Source organism: Microvirga subterranea (assembly GCF_003350535.1).
GTDB lineage: Bacteria > Pseudomonadota > Alphaproteobacteria > Rhizobiales > Beijerinckiaceae > Microvirga > Microvirga subterranea.
The window spans coordinates 232,872-255,842 of the sequence record NZ_QQBB01000005.1; the positions used below are offsets into that span (position 1 = coordinate 232,872).

Here is a 22,971-nt window from a genome sequence, read left to right on the forward strand (position 1 = left end):
ACCAGCCGCCTTCCATGAGTTCACGACCTAAGGCTCGTCGTAGCTCAGGCTCCAGTCGGGCGTTCGGAACCAGCATCGGCCGGGCTTGCCGGCCTCCTTCCAGCGCAGGCTGCGGACGAACTCGACGCCGCCCTTCTCGAAGGCGGTCTTGAGGGCGTCGTCCTCGGAGCTCTCCGCCAGCGCGCCTTCGGCATAGACGAAGAAGGCCGGGCCGAGCCACCGCACCGCGAAGCCGGCGCCGGTTCGCTCCACGCACAGGCCGGCGCCGTGGAGCGTGTGCGTTCCGCCGCCCGGGCTGCGCTTCGGGCGCGGCACCCCGAGCGGAAGAATCAGGCGGCCACCCCGATCGAGGCGCTCGACCCAGGCGTCGGCTGGACGCTGCACGAGAAAGTTGACGTAGACGCAGTCCACCGTCTCGCGGGGCCAGTCGGCGCCGTCGCCCTGGACGACCGTGACGTTGGCGCGATCCGACAGGTTGCGTTGGGCAAGCCGCGCGAGGTCCGGATCGAACTCCACCGCCGTCACGCGACCCTCGGGCCCGACCAGATGGGCGATGAGCGCGGTGTAGTAGCCGGTTCCGGCGCCGATATGCGCCACGCGGCTGCCGGCCTTCAGGCCGGCATGATGCAGCCAGCGGGCATGGAGCGACGGCGAGCCGTTGTTGACGCCGCGCTCGGCCGCGAGCGCGAAGTTGATATCCTGGTAGGCGACGACGGGATCGGAGGAGGGCAGCTCGCGGTATCCGCCATGCGCCACCATGCGCCAGGGCGGCGGACCGAGGAAGCTTTCGCGCGGCACGGCCGCGAAGGCGTCCTCAAGGGCCGGATCGTCCGCGATTCCCGCCACCGCCAGCATCTGCCGGGCATAGGCCCTGCGAATCGCCGAAAGAGCCTCATCGTCGAAGGCGATGCCGTGATTCATCCCGGGCGTCCTGGATTTGCGGTGGCGAGCACCTGAGCGAGTCGCGGCAGCATAGCGGCGACTCGGGCTCGCGTCATGGCCGGTGAAACCGTGTCCTCTCCGGCGAGAGGAGCGAGGGAAGGGACGCACTCCATCGTCATTCCGGGGCGGCTCGGCGAGCCGAGCCCGGAACCCATAAACGTCGGCATCGCAGGAAGGGACGATCGGTGTTCCGCTTTATCCTGCACCCACAGGGATTATGGGTTCCGGGCTCCGCTGCGCGGCCCCGGAATGACGGCGTATAGATCGGACCGGAAAATCGTCCTTGACAGCGCGACGCTGATAGAGTACAAAACGTGAACACTGACGAAGTGCGAATGAGACCAGTGCCCCCCGGCTCCTTCCCCTCCCGTCAGTTTCCTGAACCGCCCAAGCCGCAAGGCCTGGGCGGTTTTTTTATGCCGTACTTTCCGGCGCGTTCCGCGGCAGCGCCGCAGGCGTCGCGCCTCTGCTCCCGACATCCCGGAGATCATCCATGGCTTCCCGCGCCCGCATCGAATGGGCCACCCTCGGCGAGGGCCGGTCCCTGAACGGATCCGCACACAACATCATCCAGCTCCTGCACGGCACCGCCGCGATGCTCGACGTCTCGGCCTCGCCGACCACCGGCGCCGCGCGCCCCGTCGCGCCGGGCTTCGGCCTGCACGGCATGGGCTACGCGCTGGTGCGCTGCCTCGGCTCGTCGGCGCATCCCGTTGCGGTCGCATGGGGCGACGACCCGATTGCGTCGTCGGCGAACGGCAAGCTCGTCGAGCCCGGCGAGGAGGTGGCGTTGTATTGCCGCGAGGGCATGCTGTTCTCGCTGGTCGAGGTCGCGGAATGAACGCGTTCGGCTACGGCCATGGCTACGGCCTTCGGCAACGCAGGCCAAGGGCGCGCGCCGAACCGGCGATTCCCGATCCGCTGATCCGCCTCGATTTCAACGCCGCGACCATGACGCCGCTCGCGGTGCCGAGCACGGGCACGGACGCGACGCCCTGGAGCGCGGGCGCGGATGAGCCGGCGCTCATCGCTCTTGGCCAAGGCAAAGCGCTGCGCTTCACCACGACCCAGATCCTGGAAAGCGCCGTCACGCTCCCGGCCGGGCCCTTCACCGTGCTGCTGCTGGTGAAGAACGAGAGCCTCGATGGGCAGGGCGTCTATTTCACCGCGCGCTCGTCGCCGCTGCCGTACATGCTCTGGCGCGGACAGCCGGGCGGCACTGCGCTCAACGCGGGCACCGCCGGCAACGGCAGCCGCGCCGTCGGCGGCGCGGTAACGCTGGGCGTATGGCGCGCGCTCTGTGTGACCTTCGATCCGGTGCTGCCGTCCAACCATCTGACGGTGTTCATCGACGGCGCGCCCGTGGCGTCCGCCGATGCGCCCGTGTGGGATCCGGCCGGCAGCGCCGGCATGCTGATCAACTCCATCTACCGCGACGAGGGCACCGGCGACGGCAACGCCATGATCCTCGCCGCCTTCGAGGTTTGGACCGGCGCGCTCCCCGCGCCGCTCGTCGCGCGGCGCTCAGCGAGCGTGGCGGCGGAGGCGGGCGTCGCGCTCGGCCGGCCCTGACACCTGAAGAGGCTTTTCATGAAGACAGAAATCTCCGCTGACCTCAGGCAGCGGGCCTACGACTACTATGCCCATCATCCCGAGATCAGCCTGAAGGCGATTGCGGATTTCCTCGGCGTCAGCGCATGGACATTCCGGCGACTGCGCAAGCAGTGGAACTGGCCGCCCCGAGCCGAGGCCGCGACGGCGCCAGCATGCGACGCCGCTCCCGCATCGGCGCGAAGCACCCTGCGCGACGCGGCCCTGTCGCTGGCGCAGGTGACGCGCACGCGCATCGACGCGCTCGTGCGCGAGCAGCGCGACGCAACATCGGAGGATCACGACAGGACCGCGCGCACCCTGGCGTCCTATGCCAGGACGCTCACCGCCGCGCAGTCCCTGCTCGAACAGGAAGGCACGCAGCCCGATGGACACGAGCACACCGACACGCCCGGCCGCAGCATCCACGACCTGCGCGACGAGCTTGCTCGTCACCTTGAGCGGGTTATCGCGGAGGAGGAGGCTCGCGGACGCGACGGCCTCCTGGTCTGAGGCCGAGCTCGACCGCGTCCTGCGCCACTGGCCCCTGCGATGCCGGCCCGAGCAGCGCGCGCCCGGCCTCGCGCGAAAGCATGATCCCTGGACCACCTGGCTCATGCTCGGCGGCCGCGGCGCGGGCAAGACCCGCGCGGGGTCCGAGTGGGTGCGCGGCATCGCGCTGGGCGACCCCGATTTCGCGGAGCGGCCCGTCGGCCGCATCGCGCTGATCGGCGAGACGTTTTCGGACGCGCGCACCGTGATGGTGGAAGGGCCGGCGGGAATCCTCGGCGTGCATGCGCGCCACGAGCGCCCGACCTGGTCGCCGTCCTTGCGAAAGCTCGAATGGCCGAACGGCGCGGTGGCGCAGGTCTTTTCGGCCGAGGATCCCGATTCCCTGCGCGGCCCGCAATTCGAGGCCGCCTGGGCGGACGAGCTCGCCAAGTGGAAGCACGGCGAGGCGACCTGGGACATGCTGCAGTTCGGCCTGCGCCTCGGCGCGCATCCGCGCCAGATGGTGACCACGACGCCGCGGCCGATCCCGCTCATCAAGCGCTTCCTCGCCGATCCGTCGGTCGCGGTATCGCGGGTGCGCACGGCCGACAATGCCGAGAACCTGGCGCCTGCCTTCCTGGAGACCGTGCTCGGCCGCTACGGCGGCACGCGCCTCGGACGGCAGGAACTCGACGGCGAGATCATCGAGGACCGGCCCGACGCGCTCTGGACCCGCGACGGGATCGAGCTGAGCCGGGTCGAGGCCGCGCTGCCGCTCATGCGGATCGTGGTTGCGGTCGATCCGCCCGCCTCCTCGTCGAAGCGCGCGGATGCCTGCGGCATCGTCGCGGCGGGCGTGGACGAGGGCGGCACCGCCTACGTGCTGGAGGACGCGACCGCGTCCGGCCTCAAGCCGCCCGAATGGGCCGCGAAGGCGGTGGCTTTGTACCGCCGCCTCCAGGCCGACGCCCTCGTGGTCGAGATCAACCAGGGCGGTGAGATGGCGACTGGCGTGATCCGCGAGGTCGATCCCTCGGTGCCGGTGGTCAGCGTGCGCGCCACGCGCGGAAAGTACCTGCGCGCCGAGCCGGTCTCCGTGCTCTATGCGCAGGGCCGCGTCCGCCACGTGGGCGCGCTGCCCGAGCTGGAGGACGAGCTGTGCGACTTCGGCCCCGGCGGATTGAGCACCGGCCGCTCTCCCGACCGCATGGACGCGCTGGTCTGGGCGCTCACGGAGCTGATGCTGCGCACGCGGCCCGAGCCGCGGATGCGGGTGTTGTGAGCGGAACCAAGCCGGCGGACACGGGGTTGACCAGCCGCCCCGACCTATCATATTGATAGGTCGGGGCAGAGATTGTGCCTCTGAACCTCTCTATCGCCGGTGCTTTCCGGATCATCCGGGAGATTGTGCAGGATACGAACAACATCGTCGTTCTGCCGCACGGCAGGCAGAGAGGGCGGCAGCGGAACATCACGCGACGGCAGATCGAACTTTGCGTCCAGCGGGGCACGATCGTCGAGGGGCCATTCGTCAATCAGTTCGGCCATTGGCAGGTCACGTTGTACCGCCACGCGGCCGGAGAGGAAATTACCTGCGTCCTCGCCATCGAGTGGGCGACGAAGGTGCTTGTCATCACGACGTTCTAGGAGGTGGGGATGGCCTATCACTATACCGATAGCGGTCTCGACAACGTCTATCTCGAGAACGGCTTTACGGTGCACAAGACACCTTACGGCGAGGGAATCTCCATCCAGAACACGGAAGGACTTCACCAGGTCATCGGCCGGTCGATCGTCATGGCTCCGAAAGCCATCAACGGCGCGGAGCTCCGCTTTCTGCGGCTGGAGATGGATCTGACGCAGCGCAGCCTTGCGGCCTTCCTCGGCTCGACGGAACAGAATGTCCGGCGCTGGGAAAAGGCACGTCGCACAGCCATCCCAGGCCCGGCAGACCGGCTCCTTCGTCTGCTGTACTCCGAGTATAGCGGCGGCGACGGATCGGTGCGTTCCCTCGTGGAGCGTCTGGCGGAACTCGACCAGATCGACTCCATGGAGCTTCATCTGCTCGAAACCGGTCACGGCTGGCAGGCTGCCCACGCCGCTTGAGCGGGCCGAACCCGCATCGAATTCATCCTGAACCAGCGAAACCTCGCAGCCTCACGGACGCTGCGGGGTTCTTTTGTCTGCCTGACAAGGCAGGAGTTTCCCATGATCGATCTTTTGACCCGCTGGCTTCAGGCGTCGCCCGAAGCCAAGGCCTCGCGTGCGCAATCGGCCGTCGCGCTCTATGTCGCCGGCCACGCCGTGTGGACGCCGCGGGACTATGCGGCGCTCTCGCGCGATGGCTTCCAGAAGAACGCCGTCGTGCACCGGGCCGTGCGGCTCGTGGCGGAGGCGGCGGCGTCGCTGCCGTTGGTGCTGAAGCGGGCAAGCGCGGAACTCGCCGACCATCCGCTCCTGACGCTCCTCGCACGGCCTAACGCCCGGGAGGGCGGTCAGCGCTTCCTGGAGAGCGTCTACGGCCACCTGCTCGTCTCCGGCAACGCCTATGTGGAGGCCGTGCAGGTGGAGGGCGCGCCGCGCGAGCTCCATGCACTCAGGCCCGACCGGATGCGCGTGGTGCCGGGCGCCGACGGCTGGCCCGCGGCCTACGACTACACGGTCGGGTCCGAGACGATCCGCTTCGCGCAACGGTCCGGGGAGGCGGTGCCGCCGGTCCTGCACCTGACGCTGTTCCATCCGGCGGACGATCACTACGGGTTGTCGCCCATGGAGGCGGCCGCCACGGCCCTCGACATCCACAATGCGGCCGGGGCCTGGAACAAGGCGCTCCTCGACAACGCGGCGCGGCCTTCCGGCGCGCTGGTGGTCGGCGGCGCGTCGCTCACGGAGGCGCAGTTCGACCGGCTGAAGGGAGAACTCGAAGCGAACTACCAGGGCGCCGCGAATGCGGGGCGTCCGCTGCTGCTCGAAGGCGGGCTCGACTGGAAGCCCCTGTCGCTCTCGCCCAAGGACATGGACTTCGTCGAGGCGAAGGCCGCCGCCGCGCGCGAGATCGCGCTCGCCTTTGGGGTGCCGCCGCTGCTGCTGGGGCTCTCCGGCGACAACACGCATGCGAACTACGCGGAAGCCAACCGCGCCTTCTACCGTCAGACCGTGATCCCGCTCGTGCGCCGCACGGCCGAGGCCCTCGCGCACTGGCTCTCGCCCGCTTACGGCGAGACGGTGTCGCTGACGCCCGACCTCGACGCCATCGAGGCGCTGGCGGAGGAGCGCGAAAGCCTGTGGCGGCGCGTATCCGCCGCGACGTTCCTGTCCGAAGACGAGAAGCGCGAAGCGGTGGGCTATGGGCGGCGGTGACAGGATTGGCTTCGCGCGGCGTTTCCACCGTCATTCCGGGGCCGCGAAGCGGAGCCCGGAACCCAGAAGCGTTAGCGCCTTAGAACGTGGCGATGACCGGTTCATTTCATCCTGCACCGTCAGCGGTTCTGGGTTCCGGGCTCAGCCCTGCGGGCTGCCCCGGAATGACGGTGAGTGTCATCACCGCTAATCCTCCTCCCGCATCTCCGCCCGCCGCATCGGCATTGTGTCGATCAGGCCGAAGAGTTCCGACGGATCGGCCGGGCGGGTCTCGCGCCACTTCACGCCGCCGTCCTTGCCGACCAGCAGGGCCGTGAAGGGTGTCGCGGCGTCCACGCCGTAGCTGGCGCGCAGAGAGCGCGCATCCGCCTCTGAAGGGACGTCGCCGAAGAACGGCGTCACGTCGTCGCCGATGACCGCGAGGACGACCATGTCGCGTTCGGAAAGCGCATCCCGGTCCGCCAGAAGGTCGCGGGCCTGCTCGTCCACCCGTGGGTCGGGCGCAGCGGCGAAGAGGATGAAGACGCGGTTGTCCTGCCAAGAAAACGACATTGCTCGAGCTCCAGCCAAACGGGGCGGACGGCAGCATCCGGGGGCTCGAAGGTGCCTGATCCCGAATCCGATCCATTTCGCCTCCCACGTTCCGAGCAAACCGCAGAACCGCCCCCGGTTCACGCGGCTTCGCTCACATCCTCGCGCGCCGGCCTCTCTCATTCTGGAACAAAACATGAACACATTCGATCAGATCGCCGAAGCCATCATCCGGCGCGGCGATCTCGCTCATCTCGCCCTGTTCGTCTGGGCGAGCGGAGCCTCCGCGCTGCTCGCCATGACCCTGCGCGACCTGTTCGCGGCCAACCGCCGCTTCGACGCCTTCGTGCGCGAGCTCACCCTGTTCAACCGCCGCCATTCGGGAGATCCCCAATGACCCGCGCCTCAAACCGCCCCGTCCGAAAACCGAAACCCCCGCGCGAAACGCACGGCCGCGCCGCCCTGGTGTTCCGTGATTTCGTGCGCCAGCTCGAGAAGCTCGACGTCCGCCCACCGAAGACCGTCCGCGGCGGTGCGCGATGAAGGCCGGCACGCCCTTCACCCGCGAGGTGAAGCTGCTGCCGCAAACCTTCGACGCGGTCGATGCCGAGGGGGTGTTCGAGGGCTATGCCAGCCTGTTCGGCATCGCCGATCTCGGCAAGGACGTGGTGATGCCCGGCGCCTTCGCGGGCAGCTTGGCGAAACGCGGGGCTGCGGGCGTGCGGCTCCTGTGGCAGCACGACCCGTCGGAGCCGATCGGGCGCTGGATCGCGATCGAGGAGGACCGGCGCGGCCTGTTCGTACGCGGCAAGCTCAACCTCCTGGTCGAGCGGGCCCGCGAGATTCACGCCCTCATGCGCGAGGGCGCGGTCGATGGGCTCTCCATCGGGTTCCGAGTCGAGCGCGCCAGGGCCGAACGGCCCACGGGCCTGCGGAGGCTCGAAAAGCTCGACCTGTGGGAGATTTCCGTCGTGACCTTCCCGATGCTGCCCGGCGCCCGGATCGGCGCCGTCAAGTCTACTCCTGCCGACCTTGCGGCCCGCATCCGGCGCGCCTCCCGTCGATTATTTTCCTGAACCTTAGCCGGGGGAGCGCGTTAGCTCCGAGCCCGCAGAGGAGCGGATGCTGCGGGCCTTGTTCTCGTCCGATGGATCGGTGTCCGCTCGCCTGGGAGGTTTCCATGAAAAAGCTCGGCTTTGTCGCTCTCCTGGCCCTTGCGGCCGCTGCCTGCACCACCACCGAGCAACGGGTCGGCGGCGCCGCCGTCGGCGCGGGCGTCGGCGCGGTGGCGGGCCCCGTCGGGGCCGTCGCGGGCGGCGCGGTCGGCGCCGCCACGGCACCGGCCGTCGTCAGCACGACGCGCCGCGCGACCCGCACGACTCGCCGGCACTAACCACTCCCTTCCTGAGGGAGAAGCAAGGCCCGCCATCCGGCGGGCCTTTTTTATTGTCCAACCCCAAAGATTGTCATGACCGAAACCATCGAGACCAAATCCCACCCGGCCGACGTGGCCCATGCCTTCGAGGACTTCGCCCGCGCCTTCGAGGCGTTCAAGGACGCTAACGACGCCCGCCTCGGCGAGATCGAGACGCGGCTCACCGGCGACGTCGTCGCCGAGGAGAAGCTCGCCCGCATCGACGCCGCCCTCGACGATGCCAAGCGCCGGCTCGACCGGCTGACCCTGGACCGCGCCCGTCCGCCGCTGGGCGACGGCGGCGACGCACCGCGCGACCCGACCCGTGCCGAGCACAAGACCGCCTTCGACGCCTATATCCGCAGCGGCGAGGCCGCGGGGCTGAAGCGGCTGGAGGAGAAGGCGCTCTCGGCCGGCTCCGGCCCGGATGGCGGCTATCTCGTGCCTGACGTGGTCGAGCGCGAGGTGCTGCGGCGCCTGTTGGCCGTGTCGCCGATCCGCGCGATCTCGTCCGTGCGGGTCATCTCCGGCGGCCAGTACAAGCGCGCGTTCTCGGTGTCGGGCCCTGCCACCGGCTGGGTCGGCGAGACTTCCGCCCGGCCGCAGACCGCAGGTCCGACGCTTTCCGAGATGAGCTTCCCGGCCATGGAGCTCTACGCCATGCCGGCCGCCACGCAGACGCTTCTCGACGACGCGGTCGTCGACATCGACCGCTGGATCGCGGAAGAAGTGGAGGCCGCCTTCGCCGAGCAGGAGGGCGCAGCGTTCGTCAACGGCGACGGGGTCAACAAGCCGAAGGGATTTCTCGCGGTCGATACGGTCGAGGACGAGATCTGGGAATGGGGACGGCTGGGCACCGTCCAGGCGGGCGGCGCGACCTTCCCGGCCGCCAACCCCTCCGACGTGCTGGTGGAGCTGATCTATGCGCTGAAGGCGGGCTATCGCCAGAACGCCAGCTTCGTGATGAACCGCAAGACGCAGAGCGCGATCCGCCGCTTCAAGGACGACAACGGCCAGTATCTCTGGGCTCCGCCCGCAAGCGCTGGCCAGGCCGCGACCCTGATGGGCTTTCCCGTCGTGGAGGCGGAGGACATGCCGGACATCGCGGCGGATTCCTGCGCGGTCGCGTTCGGCGACTTCAAGCGCGGCTATCTCGTGGTCGACCGGGCCGGGATGCGCGTCCTGCGCGATCCCTATTCGGCCAAGCCCTACGTGCTGTTCTACACCACCAAGCGCGTGGGCGGCGGCGTGCAGGACTTTGCTGCGATCAAGCTGCTGAAGTTCGCGAGCTGAGGGCGGGGTTTGTCCTCGTCTCCATCATAGTCCTCATCCTGAGGAGGATTGCGTCAGGAATCCGTCTCGAAGGAGAGGGCGTCTCCAGCGCGCACTGGACCCTCCTTCGAGACGCGGACTTCGTCCGCTCCTCAGGATGAGGAGAGGGGTATCGGCTCGCTGGCGAGCTTTAGCTACCGGCTCGACCAGGCGCCGCCCACTCCATTGAGCGCCTGCATGCCCTGCACGATCCAGCCGAGATGCTCGGCGACCGGCGTCACGGCCGTCAGGCCGCCGCAGGCGCTGGGATCCCGGCTGCGCAGGGCTCCGCTCGACCAGCTGACGATGCCGGTGAGGTGATAGCCGGCGGAGGTGCGCGACAGGATCGGGCCGCCGGAATCGCCCCGGCAGGCGCCTGCGCCCGTCGTCTCCGCCAGCCGGTCGCGGTCGGTCACGATGACGACCCGGTTGGCGACCTGGACCGGTCCGAGGGAGACGAGATCGGTCTGGCGCAGGGTCCGGGCGGTCCGCTTGGCCCGCTCGGACAAAAGCCCGAAGCCCGCGATGGTCACCCGCTCGCCCGTCTCGATGCGGCCCGCGCGCCGCAGATCGAAGGGCGCGTAGTCCGGGCCGAGCGGACGCCCGAGCTTGAGGATGGCGAGGTCGACGCCGGGCTGCGTGCGCGGCGTCGTGCCCTGCACGAAGGCCGGATGCACGGCGGTCGCCACCACGTCGAAGGCCTGCGGCCGGAACGCGCGGTTCACGCCCACGACCCGGTAGCCCGCATGGTCCATCATGCAATGGGCGGCGGTGAGCACGAGATCCGGCGCGATCACCGCGCCGGAGCAGAGCTCGCCCTCGCTGTTCTCGATGTAGACCACCGAGCGGCGAAGGCCGTTCGGATCGCGGTTCGTGGTGCCCTGCAGGACCGCATGGGCGGGACCGGCGAAGAGCGTGAGGGCCGCAAGGGCGAGGATCGACAGGGTGCGCATGAATCGAGTGTGAGGGGTGCGAGGGGTTTCCACAAGGGAAGCTTTGGCGCAGGCGAACGGTTCCGCGCCTGCCGCTACGGCATTTTGCCGTTCCACTGCGCGACGCGCTTCCAGCTCGCAAGAGTCTGGTCGATCCAGGCGCGCTGGGGGCCAACCAGGATGCCCTGCGTGATGCCTCCGCAGCCCTGTCCTCCGGCCGCGGTGGACCAGCTCGTGATCGCCACCACCGCGTCGCCCGCCGCCATCGGCCCGCCCGAATCGCCCTGGCACGCGCCCATGGCGCCGGTGCCCTTCGACCACAGCAGGATCCTGCTCGGGCCGTAGGGCTCGACCACGGCGAGCGATGCGGTGCGGAACGTGCCGGTGGTCTTCGGGTCGTCCTTGCGGGCGAGGCCCCAGCCGCCGACCGTGACGGCCTCGCCCTTGCCGAGCCCGGTCGTCGAAAGGGTGGCGGTCTCGAACCGCTGCGGCAGCGGCTCCGGCACACGCAGGAGCGCGAGGTCGATGGAGCGCCGCCGGCCCTCGATCGCCTTGGCGTCGTAGCCCGGATGCACGGCCTTCGCGGCGGGCGCGATCAGCACGGGCTCGCCGGCCTCGTCGCGAAAATGCACCCGGTGCTCCGCCGCGCCCGTCACGCAATGGGCGGCGGTGAGCACCACGTCCGGCGCCACCACCACGGCGCTGCACACGCCGCCATTCGAGCTCAGCACCATCACGCTGCGGCGCGACAGCGGACCCTGGTCCTCCGCGCCGCCGACGATGGCCTCCGCGGCCGTGGCGGGCAGCAGGGTGGCGAGGAGAAGGGCGGTGAAGCGTCTCATGCGAGGAATTCCTGTCATCATGAACCCGATACAAGTCGAAGGCCCCGCCGTCGAGCCCGTCGCGCTCGCCGACATGAAGGCGCATCTGCGCGTCGACCACGATGCGGAAGATGCGCTGATCGAAGGTCTCACCAAGGCCGCGCGCCTGATGGTGGAGGCGGCCTCGCGCCGGCTCCTCGTCGAGCAGACCTGGCGCGTCGCTCTCGACCGCTGGCCGGAGACCGGCACGCTGCTGCTGCCGCTCTCGCCGCTGATCGCCGTGGAGAGCATCACGTTCGTGGATGCTTCCGGTGGGTCAATCGCGATCCCGCCGGAGCGGATCGACGCGGATGCGATGAGCGACCCGCCGCGCATCGCGGTGTCCGACCCGCCGCAGCCCGGCCGCGCCCGCAACGGCATTGTGGTCACGGTGCGCGCCGGCTACGGCGCCGCGCCGGGGGACGTGCCGGCGACCCTTCGGCTCGCGATCAAGATCATCGTCGCCCGCTGGTTCGAGAACCGCGGCGACCTCGCCGGCGACCAGACCCTGCCGCCCGACGCGCTCGCGATGATCGCACCGTTCCGACGTGCGCGGCTTTGAACCCGCGCCCGTCATTCCGGGGCGCACTCTTTCGTCATTCCGGGGCGGCCGCAGGCCGGGCCCGGAACCCAGAGCCGCCTGCGTTTCAGAAGAAGGCGATGAGCATTCCTCCCCATCCTGCATCGTCGGCGTTTCTGGGTTTGCCCGCTTCGCGTGCCCCTTCGGGTCGGGCTCTCGCTACGCTCGCCCCGGAATGACGAGTGGGACCTTACTCTCTCATCCAAAAAGAACCATGCCATCCAAATCCTTATCCATCGGCGCGCGTGCGCGCCGGTTTGTGCTCGAATTGCCGCTGGAGCGTCCCGACGGCTTCGGCGGCGTCATCCGCTCCTATGCGCCCGGTCCTCAGGTCTGGGGCGCCATGGAAATGCTGTCCGGTCACGAGCGCATCCGCGCGGACCGGCCGGAACAGGCGCTCACCCACCGCATCACCCTGCGCTACCGCGAGGGCGTGACGGGGGCCATGCGGATCGTCTGCGGTCTCAGGCGCTTCGCGATCCACGCCGCGTCCGACCCGGACGGATCGCGCCGCGACCTCGTGTGCCTCGTCGAGGAGATCAAGCCGTGACGAGCCCCGTGCTGGCGCTGCGCCGCGCCATCCTCGACGCCGGTTCCGCGGATGCGGAGCTGGTCGCGCTCATGGGTGGCGCCTTGCGCCTCCACGACGAGCCGCCCCGCGCATCCGCTCCCGTCTACGCCGTGTTCGGCGACGTGACGGCGCAGGACTGGTCGACGGATTTCGACCGCGGCCACGAGCAGGACGCGGCGATCGTCGTCTGGGCCGAGCGCGGCGGCGCCAGCATGGCGCTCGCCGTCGCGGAGCGCCTCGCAGCGATTCTCGACGACGCGGCGCTCACCCTCGACGGCCACCGCCTCGTCAACCTGCGCGTGACGGAGCTCTCCGCCGCTCGCGACAAGGACAGCCAGCTCACCCGCGTCACGATCAGCCTGCGCGCCGTGACGGAGGTGGTTTGAAGTACCACGTCACGCTGGGCCACTGCTCCCCATAGCCTCACCCTGAGGAGCGAAGCGTCTCGAAGGGCGAGGCGTCTCCAGGGGGCACGGGAAGCATCCTTCGAGACGGCGCTCCGCGTCTCCTCAGGATGAGGCGGGAGGGTGTTCTTCGCAATTCACCGAAAGGAACATGTCATGCCTGCACAGAAGGGCAAGGATCTGCTCGTCAAGATCGGCGACGGGGCCGGCGGCTTCGTCACCGTGGCGGGGCTGCGCACGCGCCAGATCGCCTTCAACGCCGAGACCGTCGACGTCACCAACGCGGAATCCGCCGGGCGCTGGCGCGAGCTGCTCGCCGGGGTCGGCGTGCGCCGCGCCGGGATCACCGGATCGGGCGTGTTCAAGGATGAGGGGTCGGACGCGCGCATGCGCCAGGTCTTCTTCGACGGCGACATCCTCGACTACCAGATCGTCATTCCGGATTTCGGCCGCATCGAAGGCCCGTTCCAGATCACGAGCCTCGAATATCGCGGCGACCACGCGGGCGAGGTGACGTTCGAGATGGCGTTCGAGTCCGCGGGAGCGCTAACGTTCGCGGCGTTGTAGGGCTGGGCACGTGCCCCCGCAGCCTCATCCTGAGGAGGGCCGCAGGCCCGTCTCGAAGGACGAGGCGTTTCCAGAGAGCACTGGAAGCATCCTTCGAGACGCCGCTTTCGCGGCTCCTCAGGATGAGGCCAGAGTTGTAATCGGTGCTCTGGACCATAAACGCGTGGCGCACTTTCCCTAACCCCTTCCCGCAAGTGGAACACCAACACGCAAAGGAAAAACCCTCATGCCCAACCGACGACGCGGGGAGGTCGCGCTGGAACTCGGCGCGACGCGCTACACGCTCTGCCTCACCCTCGGGGCGCTGGCCGAACTCGAAGACGCCTTCGGCGTGCAGGACCTGATGGCGCTGGCGGAGCGCTTCGGCACCGGGCGACTGTCGAGCCGCGACCTGCTGACGCTGCTCGCCGTCGCCCTGCGCGGCGGCGGCCATGCGCTCACCGACCAGGAGGTGGCGAACCTGCCGCTGAGCGACGGCATTGAGCCCGTCGCGGCCGCGATCGCCGATCTTCTCGCCGCCACCTTCGGGGCCGCCCCAAACCCTCCGCGGCCGCAGGGGGCGTGAGCGAGCCACAGGCGTTTCCCACCCAGGCCTTTCCCTGGGACGAAGCCCTGATGCTCGCTCTCGGCGTCCTGCGGTGGAGCCCGCGCGACTTCTGGCGCGCGACTCCGCGCGAGCTGATCGCCGCGTGGGAGGGCTTGAGCGGCGGACGAGGACCGGAGCCGGCGCTTGGCCGCGACCTCAGGCGGCTGATGGCGGCGTTTCCGGACGGGGCATGATCCGCGGCCATGGATTCGCGTCGCGTGGCGTTCGGCGGTAATCTGCCAGGCGGCATCGACAAGCACAGGGTCGTCCCGCCATGACCGATACGACGGACACCGCTCACGTCCTGATCCGGCCGCCGATTGCCTGGGGGCTCGCCATCCTGGCGGGACTTGCGCTCGACCGGCTCGTGCCCCTGCGGTTCCTGCCCGACGAGGTGCCCGCGGGCCTCCTCGGCGCGGTTGTGTTCGTTCTCGCGCTCGCACTGGGCGTCTGGGCCGTCGTGACGATGACCCGGGCCGGCACGAACGTTCCCACCAACCGGCCGACCACCGCCATCGTCGAGAGCGGGCCGTACCGCTTCGCGCGCAACCCGATCTATCTCGGCATGATCCTGGGGCTGATCGGGTTGAGCGTCGCGTTCGACACGCTCTGGCTGCTGGTTGCGCTGGTGCCCTTCTGGCTCGTCATCCGCTACGGCGTCGTGGCCCGCGAGGAAGCCTATCTCGAACGCAGGTTCGGCGACGTCTATCGCGCCTACAGCTCGCGCGTCCGGCGCTGGCTGTAGGGGACAAAGGGGCGGATGATTGAGGGCGCTGACTTAACCCAACGCCAGCTCGACACACTCATAGGTCCTTCCGATCGTTTCGGGGAGTCCATGTTCTGGTCCAACAATTATCGCCCATAGCCTTTCAGCTTAAGGCACTGTGCATAGATGTCCTTTGCTCCAGTCGCAGTATGAGGCGGTGCTAAATAGATGGCTTTCGACGCCTCATAGAAGCACTCGTCGCGAGCTCTGTCGTATTTCAGGTCGCCTGTTGGTTTCAAATCAAGCTCTTCCGGGCGTGTGCATCCCAAAATCGCAGTGAACGCGATCAGAATTCCACCAAACGTCCCGTGTCGCAACATGGTCGAACTGCTCCATTATCGCACTCTGCGATCAGATCCTTAGGGATAGTACGATTGCCGGAACTTCACGCCGTTGCGCTTCATGCAGTCGAACTCAAGATCCTCTTTCAGCTCGTCTCGGCTTCGTGAAGGAGCCTGCTTAGCGACGGCGAGCTCGGCCTCTTTCGTGCAAAGTGCTTTGATCCGTTGCCATTGATCCTCAGGCATCGAGACGCGACCGACAAAGGTGGCTCCCTTCAGTTCCGCGCACATGACGTAGAGCCTGTTCCACGTGTACGAGACGGCTGTCTTCGAATCTGCTGACGCCGTCGCCTTCTCGGCTTCATAAGAGCATTCATCATTGATCCGGCTCCATTGAGCCGGGGCGATTCCGGGCGTCTTGAAGACGGACCAGGTTGGCGGCGTGCTCACGCAGGCTGTCAAAAAACATGCCCATAAAGCGACAGCAATCAGCTTCGACTTTGGAGAGTGAAATTTGGTCCAGGATGTTAAGGAAACCGGAGATTCGAACGACAAGGCGAATGAAGGAAGAAAACGCCAACTCGACACACTCATAGGTCTTTCCGACCGTTTCGGGGAGTCCATGGCCAATGCTTTTGCAAAGAATATTGCAGAAGGCAAGAAGTTTGACGATGTCCTGAAGAATGTCCGCAGAACATTCACAGAATTCGCTTTACGTAGCGCCATCGCGCCTCTGCAAATGTCCCTGACGAAAGGTCTTCAATCCTTGCTCGGCGGGCTTTTCGGCAATTCGCTGCCGGTCGGGCCCGATCTGTCCGATTTCGGAACAGGCATCGGATCCCTGTTCGGCTCGCTCTTCGGCGGCGGGGCCGCGGCTTTGGCGAAAGGAGGCGTGCTCTCGCGGGGCATGGTGATGCCGTTCGCGCAAGGGGGCGTGGTCGGGGCGCCGACTTACTTTCCGCTCGGGCGCGGCCTCGGGCTGATGGGGGAGCGGGGCGCCGAGGCCGTTATGCCGCTGGCGCGCGGGCCGGACGGGCGGCTGGGCGTCCGCTCCGGCGGGGGCGGGCGGCCGACATCGGTGACCGTGAACGTCACCACGCCGGACGCGGACAGCTTCCGCCGCTCCGAGGCGCAGGTCTCGGCCGCCCTGGCCCGGGCAGTGGCGCGCGGCCAGCGCGGGATGTGAGGTTTCTCCGGGCGGGCGTCAGGCCTGCCCGTCTGCCAGCATCGCCAGGATCTCGTCCTTCAGCCGGACGCGGCGGCGCTTGAGGTCTTCTTCGACGTCCTCGGTGGTCGGCTCCACCCGGGTCTCGACCCGGTGGATGGTCCGGTTGAGTTCGTTGTACTCGTCGTAGAGCCGGGAGAACCGGTTGTTGCCGAGCTTCAGCTCGCGGATCCTGTCGGCCTTGTCCGGAAAGTCCTCGGCGAGGTCGTTGGGGGCGTTGCTCATCGCCGTCTGTCTCCTCTGTCGCTGGGATCTGTCGCAACGACAACGTCACCCCGGCCTTTCCGTTTCATCGCAGGAGGGATGCCCATGGCGTCCGATTTCCACGAGGTGCGCTTTCCCCTCGACGTGAGCTTGGGCAGCCGCGGCGGGCCGGTGCGGCGCACCGACATCGTCACGCTCGCGTCCGGACGCGAGCACCGCAACAGCCGCTGGGCCCATTCGCGCCGCCGCTACGACGCGGGCTTAGGCATCCGCACCGTCGACGCGCTGCACGTGGTGATCGCCTTCTTCGAGGAACGGCGCGGGCGCCTCGTCGGCTTCCGGTTCCGCGACCGCGCCGACTGGCGCTCCGGCCCGCCCTCGCGCGAGCCGACGCCCCTCGACCAGCGCATCGGCACCGGCGACGGCGCGAGCCTGGCCTTTCCGCTCGTGAAGACCTATGGGGCCGCGCACGCGCCGTATGTCCGTCCCATCGTCAAGCCGGTGGGCGGCTCCGTGCGGGTCGCCGTGAACGGGGTCGAGCAGCCGGTGGGCACCGCCTTCAACTGCGACCCGACCACCGGCCTCGTCACCCTCGCGGCCCCGCCGCCGCCTGGCGCTGCGGTCACGGCAGGCTACGCCTTCGACGTGCCGGTCCGCTTCGACACCGACGAGCTCGACATCGACCTCTCGGCCTTCGACGCCGGCGCGATCCCGCAGGTCCCCCTGATCGAGATCGTGCCGTAGCGGAGCCTGTCATCCCCGGCGAGCCGAAGGCGAGGGAAGGGGATCTACGTCCAGAGTGGCCTGAATCCCCTTCCCCTCCGCTTCGCTCCGGCCGGGGATGACACCTTGCCGAAAACCATTCCCGAGTTCCCCCCATGCGCACCATCCCCCAAAACCTCGCCGCCCATCTGACGGACGGGGCGACGACCCTATGCCATTGCTGGAAGCTGATCCGCCGCGACGGGCAGGTCTTCGGCTTCACCGACCATGACCGCGATCTCGCCTTCGGCGGCGTCGCGTTTGCGGCCCGCACGGGGCTCGAGGCCGCGGAGGCCTCGGCCGAACTCGGCTTCGCGGTCGGGGGCGGGGAGGTGGCGGGCGCCCTCGTGTCGGCGGGGCTGACCGAGCACGACATCTCGTCCGGGCTCTACGACGACGCGTCTGTCGAGACCTGGCTCGTCAACTGGCAGAACACAGACGAGCGCATCCTCCTCGACATCGGCTCCATCGGCGAGATCCGTCGCGCCGACGGCAGCTTCGTGGCCGAGGTGAGGGGGCTTATGCATCGGCTCGACGAGGAGCGCGGGCGGCTCTTCCGCGCCACCTGCGCGGCGGATCTGGGCGATGCGCGATGCACGGTCAACCTCGCGTCGTCCGCCTATACGGGCCACGGCACCGTCACCCGCACGGACGGCGCGCTCGCGATCGCGGCCTCCGGCATCGGCTTTTCGGACGGCTGGTGCACGGGCGGACGGCTCACCTGGGAGAGCGGCGCCAATGTGGGCGTCTCGGTCGAGGTGAAGGTGCATCGCGCGGTCGGCGGTACCGACGAGTTCGACCTGTGGCAGCGCGCGCCGCAACCGATCGCGGTCGGCGACGGGTTCCGCGTCACGGCGGGCTGCGACAAGACCCACGCCATGTGCCGCGCGCGCTTCCGCAACGCGGTGAACTTCCGCGGCTTCCCGCACATGCCCGGCAACGACTTCATCATCCGCATGCCGCAGCAGGGCGAGCCGGGGCTCGATGGCGGAAGCTTCTTTCAGTGAGCGATCTTCCTTGCTCCTTGAGGATTGAGGCGCCTGTGCCCGCCGGCATCTTCCCCGCAGCCTCATCCTGAGGAGGACCGTAGGTCCGTCTTGAAGAGCTTGCCCCGGACTTGATCCGGGGACGAGGCGTCTCCAGCGCACGCTGGACCCTCCTTCGAGACGCCGCTTCGCGGCTCCTCAGGATGAGGACGGAGGTGGGCTCTGATCCCTCTTACCCGTCCGTCCACTCCGACCCTCCCCGCAACGGGGAGGGGCACAAGCGTGCATCATCATGCCCACACCCGACATCATCGTCGCCGAGGCCCGCTCGTGGATCGGCACGCCCTACCGCCACCAAGCGTCCCTGAAGCATGTCGGCTGCGACTGCCTCGGGCTGCTGCGCGGGGTCTGGCGCGCCGTCATGGGCGCGGAGCCGGAGTTGCCGCGGCCTTACTCCGCCGACTGGGCGGAAGCGGGCGCTGACACGCTCGTGGCGGCGGCGCGGCGTCATCTCGTCGAGGTGGAGATCGCGGATCTTCAGCCCGGCGACGTTCTGCTCTTCCGCTGGCGCGACAACCTGCCCGCCAAGCACTGCGCCATCGCGACCTCGCCCGACACGATGATCCACGCCCATGACGGTGCCGCCGTCGCCGAGGTGGCTTTTCGCCCCTGGTGGCGGCGCCACCTCGCCCATGTGTTTCGCTTTCCTGGATAAACCTCATGGCCACACTCGTCCTACAGACCGTCGGCTCCGTGGTCGGCGGCGCCATCGCGGGCCCGTTCGGAGCCGCGGTGGGTCGCGCGCTCGGCGGCCTCGCGGGCGCCGCCATCGACAATGCGCTCTTCGGCGGCTCCGATCAGCCGAAGGTCGTCGAGGGGCCGCGCCTGAAGGAGATCGACGGGCTCACCTCCACGGAGGGCGCGCCGATCCCGCGGGTCTACGGCCGCGCCCGCATCGGCGGCCAGCTCATCTGGGCGACGCGGCTGGAGGAGGTGATCACCACGTCGAAGCAGCGCTCCGGCACCCAGGGCGGCAAGGGCCTCGGCGGCGGCGGATCGGGCATTGTCAACAAGACCTATTCGTACTTCGCCAACCTCGCGGTAGGGCTGTGCGAGGGCCGCATCGCGCTCATCCGCCGCGTTTGGGCGGACGGGCGCGAGCTCGACCTCTCGACCATCACCATGCGGGTGCATCGCGGGTCGGAGACGCAAGGCGCCGATCCGCTCATCGTCGCGAAGGAAGGGTCGGCCTACGCGCCCGCCTATCGCGGCCTCGCTTACGTGGTGTTCGAGCGCCTGCCGCTCGCCGATTTCGGCAACCGCGTGCCGCAATTCTCCTTCGAGGTGGTGCGGCCCGTGGACGGCCTCAACCGCATGGTGCGCGCGGTCTGCCTCATCCCGGGCGCGAGCGAGTTCGGCTACGACACGCTTCCCGTCACGCAGGTGCTGGGACTGGGTGCCACGAAGCCGGAGAACCGGCATCAGATGCGCAACGCCACCGACGTCGCCGCCTCCCTCGATGCGCTCGAGGCCCTGTGCCCGAACCTCCGGCGCGTCTCGCTGGTGGTGAGCTGGTTCGGCGACGACCTGCGCGCCGGGTCGTGCAGCATCGAGCCGCGCGTCGACGTGAAGACGAAGAATACGGACGGGGCCACGTGGTCCGTGGCGGGCCTGACCCGCGCGACCGCGAAGGCGGTGTCGCGCTCCGGCAATGCGCCGGCCTATGGGGGCACGCCGTCCGACGATAGCGTCACGCGCCTGATCGCGGAGCTGAAGCGGCGCGACCTGGAGGTGGTGCTCTATCCGTTCGTCATGATGGACGTGCCCGCCGGCAACACGCTGCCCGATCCTTACGGCGGCACCGGCCAGCCGCCCTATCCCTGGCGCGGACGCATCACCTGCCATCCGGCGCCCGGACGCTCCGGATCGCCGGACGGGACCGGCGAGGCCGCAAGCCAGGTCGGCCAGTTCTTCACCCGCAGCTGGGGCCTCGACAGGCTGGTGCTGCATTACGCCAACCTCGCCAGGCAGGCGGGCGGCGTCGACGGATTCATCCTCGGCAGCGAGCTCGTGGGCCTCACCCGCGTGCGCTCGTCGTCCGGCGTCTATCCGGCGGTGTCGCGGCTGCGCTCGCTCGCGGCGGATGTCCGCGACGTTCTCGGCCACGGCACCGAGATCGTCTATGCGGCGGACTGGACCGAATACGGCGCGCACGTGCTTAACAACGGCTCCGAGGTGCGCTTTCCCCTCGATCCGCTCTTCGCGTCCGACGACATCGACGCGGTCGGCATCGACTATTACCCGCCGATCTCCGACTGGCGCGACGGGCCCGACCATGCGGATCTGACGGCGGCGCGCAGCGTCTACGATGTGGACTATCTCCGCGCCCGCCTCGGCAGCGGCGAGGCGTTCGACTGGTACTACGCCAATGCGGCGGAGCGGGCCGCGCAGGTGCGGCGGCCGATCGCGGACGGCGCCTATGACAAGCCCTGGATCTTCCGCGCCAAGGACCTCGTGTCCTGGTGGTCGAACCCGCACGTGGAGCGCGTCGACGGCGTCGAGATCCGCACCACCGCCTGGGCTCCGAAATCGAAGCCGATCTGGCTCACCGAGATCGGCATCCCGGCGGTGGACAAAGGCCCGAATGGCCCCAACGTCTTCCCCGATCCCAAATCCTCCGAATCCGCCTATCCGCCGTTCTCGCGTGGCGTGCGCGACGACCTCGCCCAGGCGCGAGGGCTGGAAGCGATACTCTCGCGCTTCGATCCCGAGCAGCCGGGCTTCGCGCCCGCCTACAATCCGGTGTCGGAGATCTACGTCGGCCACATGGTCGATCCGGCCAACATCTTCGTCTGGGCCTGGGACGCGCGGCCCTATCCGGCCTTTCCCGACTTCGACACGGTGTGGAGCGACGGCGCCAACTGGGAGACCGGGCACTGGATCACCGGCCGCATCGAGGGCGCGCCCCTCGACCGGCTGATCGCCATGATCCTGAAGGATTTCGGCCTCGACGCCTCCGGCCCGTTCCCGGTCGACGGTTTCGTGGACGGCTACGTGCTCGACCGGCCGATGTCGGCGCGCGGCGCGCTCGAACAGCTCATGCGCCTCTTCGGCGTGGATGCGGTCGCGAGCGGCGGCCGCCTCTCCTGGCGCGGCCGGGGAGGGCGCGCGGTGATCCCGCTCGCGGTGGACGATTTCGTGCTCGCCGAGAAGGACCCGTCCCTCAAGCTGGTGCGGGCGCAGGAGACCGAGCTGCCGCAGCAGGTGGAGATCGGCTACACGGAGGGCGATCTCGACTACCGCCGTGCCGCCGTCGCCTCGCGCCGCCTCTCCGGCACCAGCCGCCGGGAGGCGCGGGCGGACGCGGCGATCGTCACGAGGCGGGCCGAGGCGCAGCGCCTCGCGGATGCGTGGCTGCAGGACCTCTGGGCCGCGCGCGAGAGCGCCGAGTTCGAGCTGTCGCCGCGCCGCATCGACATCGAGCCCGGCGACGTGATCTCGCTTCCGACCGAGGCCGGGCCGAAGCTCCATCGCGTCACGCGCATCGCGGACGGGCCGACCCGCAAGGTGTCCGCGCGGGCGGTGGAGCCCGCCGTGTTCGAGACGCCCGGATCATCGATCCCGCGTCCCGTCCGCCGCCCGCCGCCGGTTCCGGGCAAGCCGCTCGTCGTCGTGCTCGACTTGGCGGCGAGCCCCGCCGATCCGGCGCCGCTGCAATACCTCGCGGTCGCGGCCGATCCCTGGCCCGGCGCGGTCGCGGTCTGGCGCTCCGGCAACGGCGCGAGCTTCACGCCGCACCGGATCGTCGACATCCCGGCCGTGATCGGCCGCACCCTCACGCCGCTTCCGAGCGGCCCCTGTGGCGATGGGACCGGCATGCGGTTCTCGATGTCGAGATCTCGTCGGGCGCGATCAGCGCCATCGACGACGAGGAGGCGCTCGGCGGCGGCAACCTCTTCGCCGTGCAGGGAGACGACGGCCGCTGGGAGATTTTTTCCGCCGCACGCGCCGAGATGATCGCCGAGCGAACCTATCGCCTCACGCGCCTGCTGCGCGGCCTTGGCGGCAGCGAGCCGGAGGTGGTCCGCACGATGTCGGAAGGCGCTCTCGTGGTGCGCCTCGATGAAGGTGTCGTGCCGCTGACTTCCGATCTCCAGGATCTCGGGCGGACATGGCGCTACCGCGTCGGTCCTGCGGGCCGCGACCATGCCGATCCGGCGACGGTCGAGTTCTCCGCAACGGTCGGGGGCGACGCGCTGCGTCCGCTCAGCCCGGTGCGCGTCACGGCGCAGCGGGAGGAGGGCGGCATCCGCCTCGCCTGGATCCGGCGCACCCGCCGCGACGGCGACGCGTGGGAGCCGGTCGACGTTCCGCTCGGTGAGGACGGCGAACGCTACGGCATCGACATTTTCCGCAACGGCGCCGTGCGGCGCACGCTGACGAGCACGCAGCCGTCCGTCCTCTATTCGTCGGCCGATGAGCTTGCCGATTTCGGCGCCCCCCAGGCCGAACTTTCGGTCCGCGTCGCGCAGATCAGCGCCGTCGCCGGCCGCGGCTTCGAGCGCACCGCCATGGTCTCGATCCTCTAGCCAAAAGAAAATCCGTTC

The 22,971-nt window shown here is 69.0% G+C and carries 29 protein-coding genes and 1 pseudogene; 24 read left to right on the forward strand and 6 right to left on the reverse strand.

Features of this window, described 5'->3' with window-relative positions:
• Positions 1-27: 27 nt before the first annotated feature.
• Positions 28-921, reverse strand: a complete 894-nt coding sequence (locus DES45_RS14380) for a protein-L-isoaspartate O-methyltransferase family protein (RefSeq protein WP_114770709.1) — start codon at positions 919-921, stop codon at positions 28-30.
• 514 nt (positions 922-1,435) lie between these two features.
• Between DES45_RS14380 and DES45_RS25180 the strand changes: the two genes are divergently transcribed.
• The 7 genes from DES45_RS25180 to DES45_RS14410 all read left to right on the forward strand — a co-directional run bounded on the left by DES45_RS25180 (position 1,436) and on the right by DES45_RS14410 (position 6,384).
• Positions 1,436-1,783, forward strand: a complete 348-nt coding sequence (locus tag DES45_RS25180; protein ID WP_170151505.1) for a hypothetical protein — start codon at positions 1,436-1,438, stop codon at positions 1,781-1,783.
• On the forward strand, positions 1,780-2,514 hold the full coding sequence (locus tag DES45_RS14385) for a LamG-like jellyroll fold domain-containing protein (protein ID WP_170151506.1): 735 nt from the start codon (positions 1,780-1,782) through the stop codon (positions 2,512-2,514). Before DES45_RS25180 ends, DES45_RS14385 begins: the two co-directional genes overlap by 4 nt.
• Before the next feature lie 18 nt (positions 2,515-2,532).
• A complete protein-coding gene (locus DES45_RS14390) occupies positions 2,533-3,045 on the forward strand; it encodes a hypothetical protein (protein ID WP_114770711.1) in 513 nt (170 codons plus the stop codon).
• On the forward strand, positions 2,990-4,306 hold the full coding sequence (locus tag DES45_RS14395) for a DNA-packaging protein (protein ID WP_245571722.1): 1,317 nt from the start codon (positions 2,990-2,992) through the stop codon (positions 4,304-4,306). Before DES45_RS14390 ends, DES45_RS14395 begins: the two co-directional genes overlap by 56 nt.
• Positions 4,307-4,380: 74 nt before the next feature.
• Positions 4,381-4,671, forward strand: a complete 291-nt coding sequence (locus DES45_RS14400; RefSeq protein WP_170151507.1) for a DUF4258 domain-containing protein — start codon at positions 4,381-4,383, stop codon at positions 4,669-4,671.
• A 9-nt stretch (positions 4,672-4,680) separates the two neighbouring features.
• The gene (locus tag DES45_RS14405; protein ID WP_114770714.1) at positions 4,681-5,130 is read left to right on the forward strand and encodes a helix-turn-helix domain-containing protein; all 450 of its coding nucleotides are present in this window, start codon (positions 4,681-4,683) and stop codon (positions 5,128-5,130) included.
• Positions 5,131-5,232: 102 nt separating this feature from the next.
• The gene (locus DES45_RS14410; protein WP_114770715.1) at positions 5,233-6,384 is read left to right on the forward strand and encodes a phage portal protein; all 1,152 of its coding nucleotides are present in this window, start codon (positions 5,233-5,235) and stop codon (positions 6,382-6,384) included.
• 186 nt (positions 6,385-6,570) lie between these two features.
• Here DES45_RS14410 and DES45_RS14415 read toward each other — a convergent pair whose 3' ends face one another.
• Positions 6,571-6,936: a DUF4174 domain-containing protein gene (locus DES45_RS14415; RefSeq protein WP_170151508.1), complete on the reverse strand. Its 366-nt coding sequence runs from the start codon at positions 6,934-6,936 to the stop codon at positions 6,571-6,573.
• 175 nt (positions 6,937-7,111) lie between these two features.
• On the opposite strand from DES45_RS14415, the gene DES45_RS14420 reads away from it, so the two are divergent.
• From DES45_RS14420 to DES45_RS14435, 5 genes are all read left to right on the forward strand, one after another.
• Positions 7,112-7,312: a hypothetical protein gene (locus DES45_RS14420; protein ID WP_114770717.1), complete on the forward strand. Its 201-nt coding sequence runs from the start codon at positions 7,112-7,114 to the stop codon at positions 7,310-7,312.
• A complete protein-coding gene (locus DES45_RS25185; RefSeq protein ID WP_170151509.1) occupies positions 7,309-7,458 on the forward strand; it encodes a hypothetical protein in 150 nt (49 codons plus the stop codon). Before DES45_RS14420 ends, DES45_RS25185 begins: the two co-directional genes overlap by 4 nt.
• Positions 7,455-7,991: an HK97 family phage prohead protease gene (locus DES45_RS14425; RefSeq protein WP_114770718.1), complete on the forward strand. Its 537-nt coding sequence runs from the start codon at positions 7,455-7,457 to the stop codon at positions 7,989-7,991. Before DES45_RS25185 ends, DES45_RS14425 begins: the two co-directional genes overlap by 4 nt.
• A gap of 71 nt (positions 7,992-8,062) precedes the next feature.
• Complete coding sequence (locus DES45_RS14430) at positions 8,063-8,308, forward strand: hypothetical protein (protein WP_114770719.1); 246 nt, start codon at positions 8,063-8,065, stop codon at positions 8,306-8,308.
• 75 nt (positions 8,309-8,383) lie between these two features.
• Positions 8,384-9,622 (forward strand): phage major capsid protein, encoded by a 1,239-nt coding sequence (locus tag DES45_RS14435; protein ID WP_114770720.1) that lies wholly within the window; start codon positions 8,384-8,386, stop codon positions 9,620-9,622.
• Between the two features lie 173 nt (positions 9,623-9,795).
• Here DES45_RS14435 and DES45_RS14440 read toward each other — a convergent pair whose 3' ends face one another.
• Both DES45_RS14440 and DES45_RS14445 read right to left on the reverse strand, forming a co-directional pair.
• Positions 9,796-10,593 (reverse strand): S1 family peptidase, encoded by a 798-nt coding sequence (locus DES45_RS14440; RefSeq protein ID WP_114770721.1) that lies wholly within the window; start codon positions 10,591-10,593, stop codon positions 9,796-9,798.
• A 74-nt stretch (positions 10,594-10,667) separates the two neighbouring features.
• On the reverse strand, positions 10,668-11,414 hold the full coding sequence (locus DES45_RS14445; protein WP_114770722.1) for a S1 family peptidase: 747 nt from the start codon (positions 11,412-11,414) through the stop codon (positions 10,668-10,670).
• A gap of 19 nt (positions 11,415-11,433) precedes the next feature.
• Between DES45_RS14445 and DES45_RS14450 the strand changes: the two genes are divergently transcribed.
• The 7 genes from DES45_RS14450 (at position 11,434) to DES45_RS14480 (ending at position 14,885) form a co-directional block, all read left to right on the forward strand.
• Positions 11,434-11,994 carry a head-tail connector protein gene (locus DES45_RS14450; protein ID WP_170151511.1) on the forward strand — a complete coding sequence of 187 codons (561 nt, stop codon included), beginning with the start codon at positions 11,434-11,436 and terminating at the stop codon, positions 11,992-11,994.
• 232 nt (positions 11,995-12,226) lie between these two features.
• Positions 12,227-12,562: a phage head closure protein gene (locus DES45_RS14455; protein WP_114770724.1), complete on the forward strand. Its 336-nt coding sequence runs from the start codon at positions 12,227-12,229 to the stop codon at positions 12,560-12,562.
• Positions 12,559-12,969, forward strand: coding sequence for a DUF3168 domain-containing protein (locus DES45_RS14460; RefSeq protein ID WP_245571723.1), 411 nt, complete (start codon positions 12,559-12,561; stop codon positions 12,967-12,969). Before DES45_RS14455 ends, DES45_RS14460 begins: the two co-directional genes overlap by 4 nt.
• Positions 12,970-13,143: 174 nt before the next feature.
• Positions 13,144-13,554: a phage major tail protein, TP901-1 family gene (locus DES45_RS14465; protein ID WP_114770725.1), complete on the forward strand. Its 411-nt coding sequence runs from the start codon at positions 13,144-13,146 to the stop codon at positions 13,552-13,554.
• A gap of 226 nt (positions 13,555-13,780) precedes the next feature.
• A complete protein-coding gene (locus tag DES45_RS14470) occupies positions 13,781-14,119 on the forward strand; it encodes a gene transfer agent family protein (RefSeq protein ID WP_114770726.1) in 339 nt (112 codons plus the stop codon).
• On the forward strand, positions 14,116-14,334 hold the full coding sequence (locus DES45_RS14475; protein WP_281024088.1) for a phage tail assembly chaperone: 219 nt from the start codon (positions 14,116-14,118) through the stop codon (positions 14,332-14,334). The genes DES45_RS14470 and DES45_RS14475 overlap by 4 nt, the downstream gene beginning before the upstream one ends.
• 80 nt (positions 14,335-14,414) lie before the next feature.
• On the forward strand, positions 14,415-14,885 hold the full coding sequence (locus DES45_RS14480) for a methyltransferase family protein (protein ID WP_114770727.1): 471 nt from the start codon (positions 14,415-14,417) through the stop codon (positions 14,883-14,885).
• 380 nt (positions 14,886-15,265) lie between these two features.
• On the opposite strand, the gene DES45_RS24785 is transcribed toward DES45_RS14480, so the two are convergent.
• Positions 15,266-15,781, reverse strand: a complete 516-nt coding sequence (locus tag DES45_RS24785) for a hypothetical protein (RefSeq protein ID WP_170151488.1) — start codon at positions 15,779-15,781, stop codon at positions 15,266-15,268.
• A gap of 145 nt (positions 15,782-15,926) precedes the next feature.
• Here DES45_RS24785 and DES45_RS14490 point away from each other — a divergent pair, with 145 nt between their 5' ends.
• The gene (locus DES45_RS14490) at positions 15,927-16,373 is read left to right on the forward strand and encodes a phage tail tape measure protein (RefSeq protein ID WP_342633529.1); all 447 of its coding nucleotides are present in this window, start codon (positions 15,927-15,929) and stop codon (positions 16,371-16,373) included.
• 18 nt (positions 16,374-16,391) lie between these two features.
• Here DES45_RS14490 and DES45_RS14495 read toward each other — a convergent pair whose 3' ends face one another.
• A complete protein-coding gene (locus DES45_RS14495) occupies positions 16,392-16,637 on the reverse strand; it encodes an HP1242/YdcH family protein (protein ID WP_114770730.1) in 246 nt (81 codons plus the stop codon).
• Between the two features lie 84 nt (positions 16,638-16,721).
• Between DES45_RS14495 and DES45_RS14500 the strand changes: the two genes are divergently transcribed.
• The 4 genes and pseudogenes from DES45_RS14500 (at position 16,722) to DES45_RS14515 (ending at position 22,953) form a co-directional block, all read left to right on the forward strand.
• Positions 16,722-17,360 (forward strand): DUF2460 domain-containing protein, encoded by a 639-nt coding sequence (locus DES45_RS14500; RefSeq protein ID WP_114770731.1) that lies wholly within the window; start codon positions 16,722-16,724, stop codon positions 17,358-17,360.
• 134 nt (positions 17,361-17,494) lie between these two features.
• A complete protein-coding gene (locus DES45_RS14505) occupies positions 17,495-18,385 on the forward strand; it encodes a DUF2163 domain-containing protein (protein ID WP_114770732.1) in 891 nt (296 codons plus the stop codon).
• Positions 18,386-18,656: 271 nt separating this feature from the next.
• Complete coding sequence (locus tag DES45_RS14510) at positions 18,657-19,079, forward strand: NlpC/P60 family protein (RefSeq protein WP_114770733.1); 423 nt, start codon at positions 18,657-18,659, stop codon at positions 19,077-19,079.
• A gap of 5 nt (positions 19,080-19,084) precedes the next feature.
• Positions 19,085-22,953 (forward strand): annotated as a pseudogene (locus DES45_RS14515) (baseplate multidomain protein megatron).
• Positions 22,954-22,971: the final 18 nt, after the last annotated feature.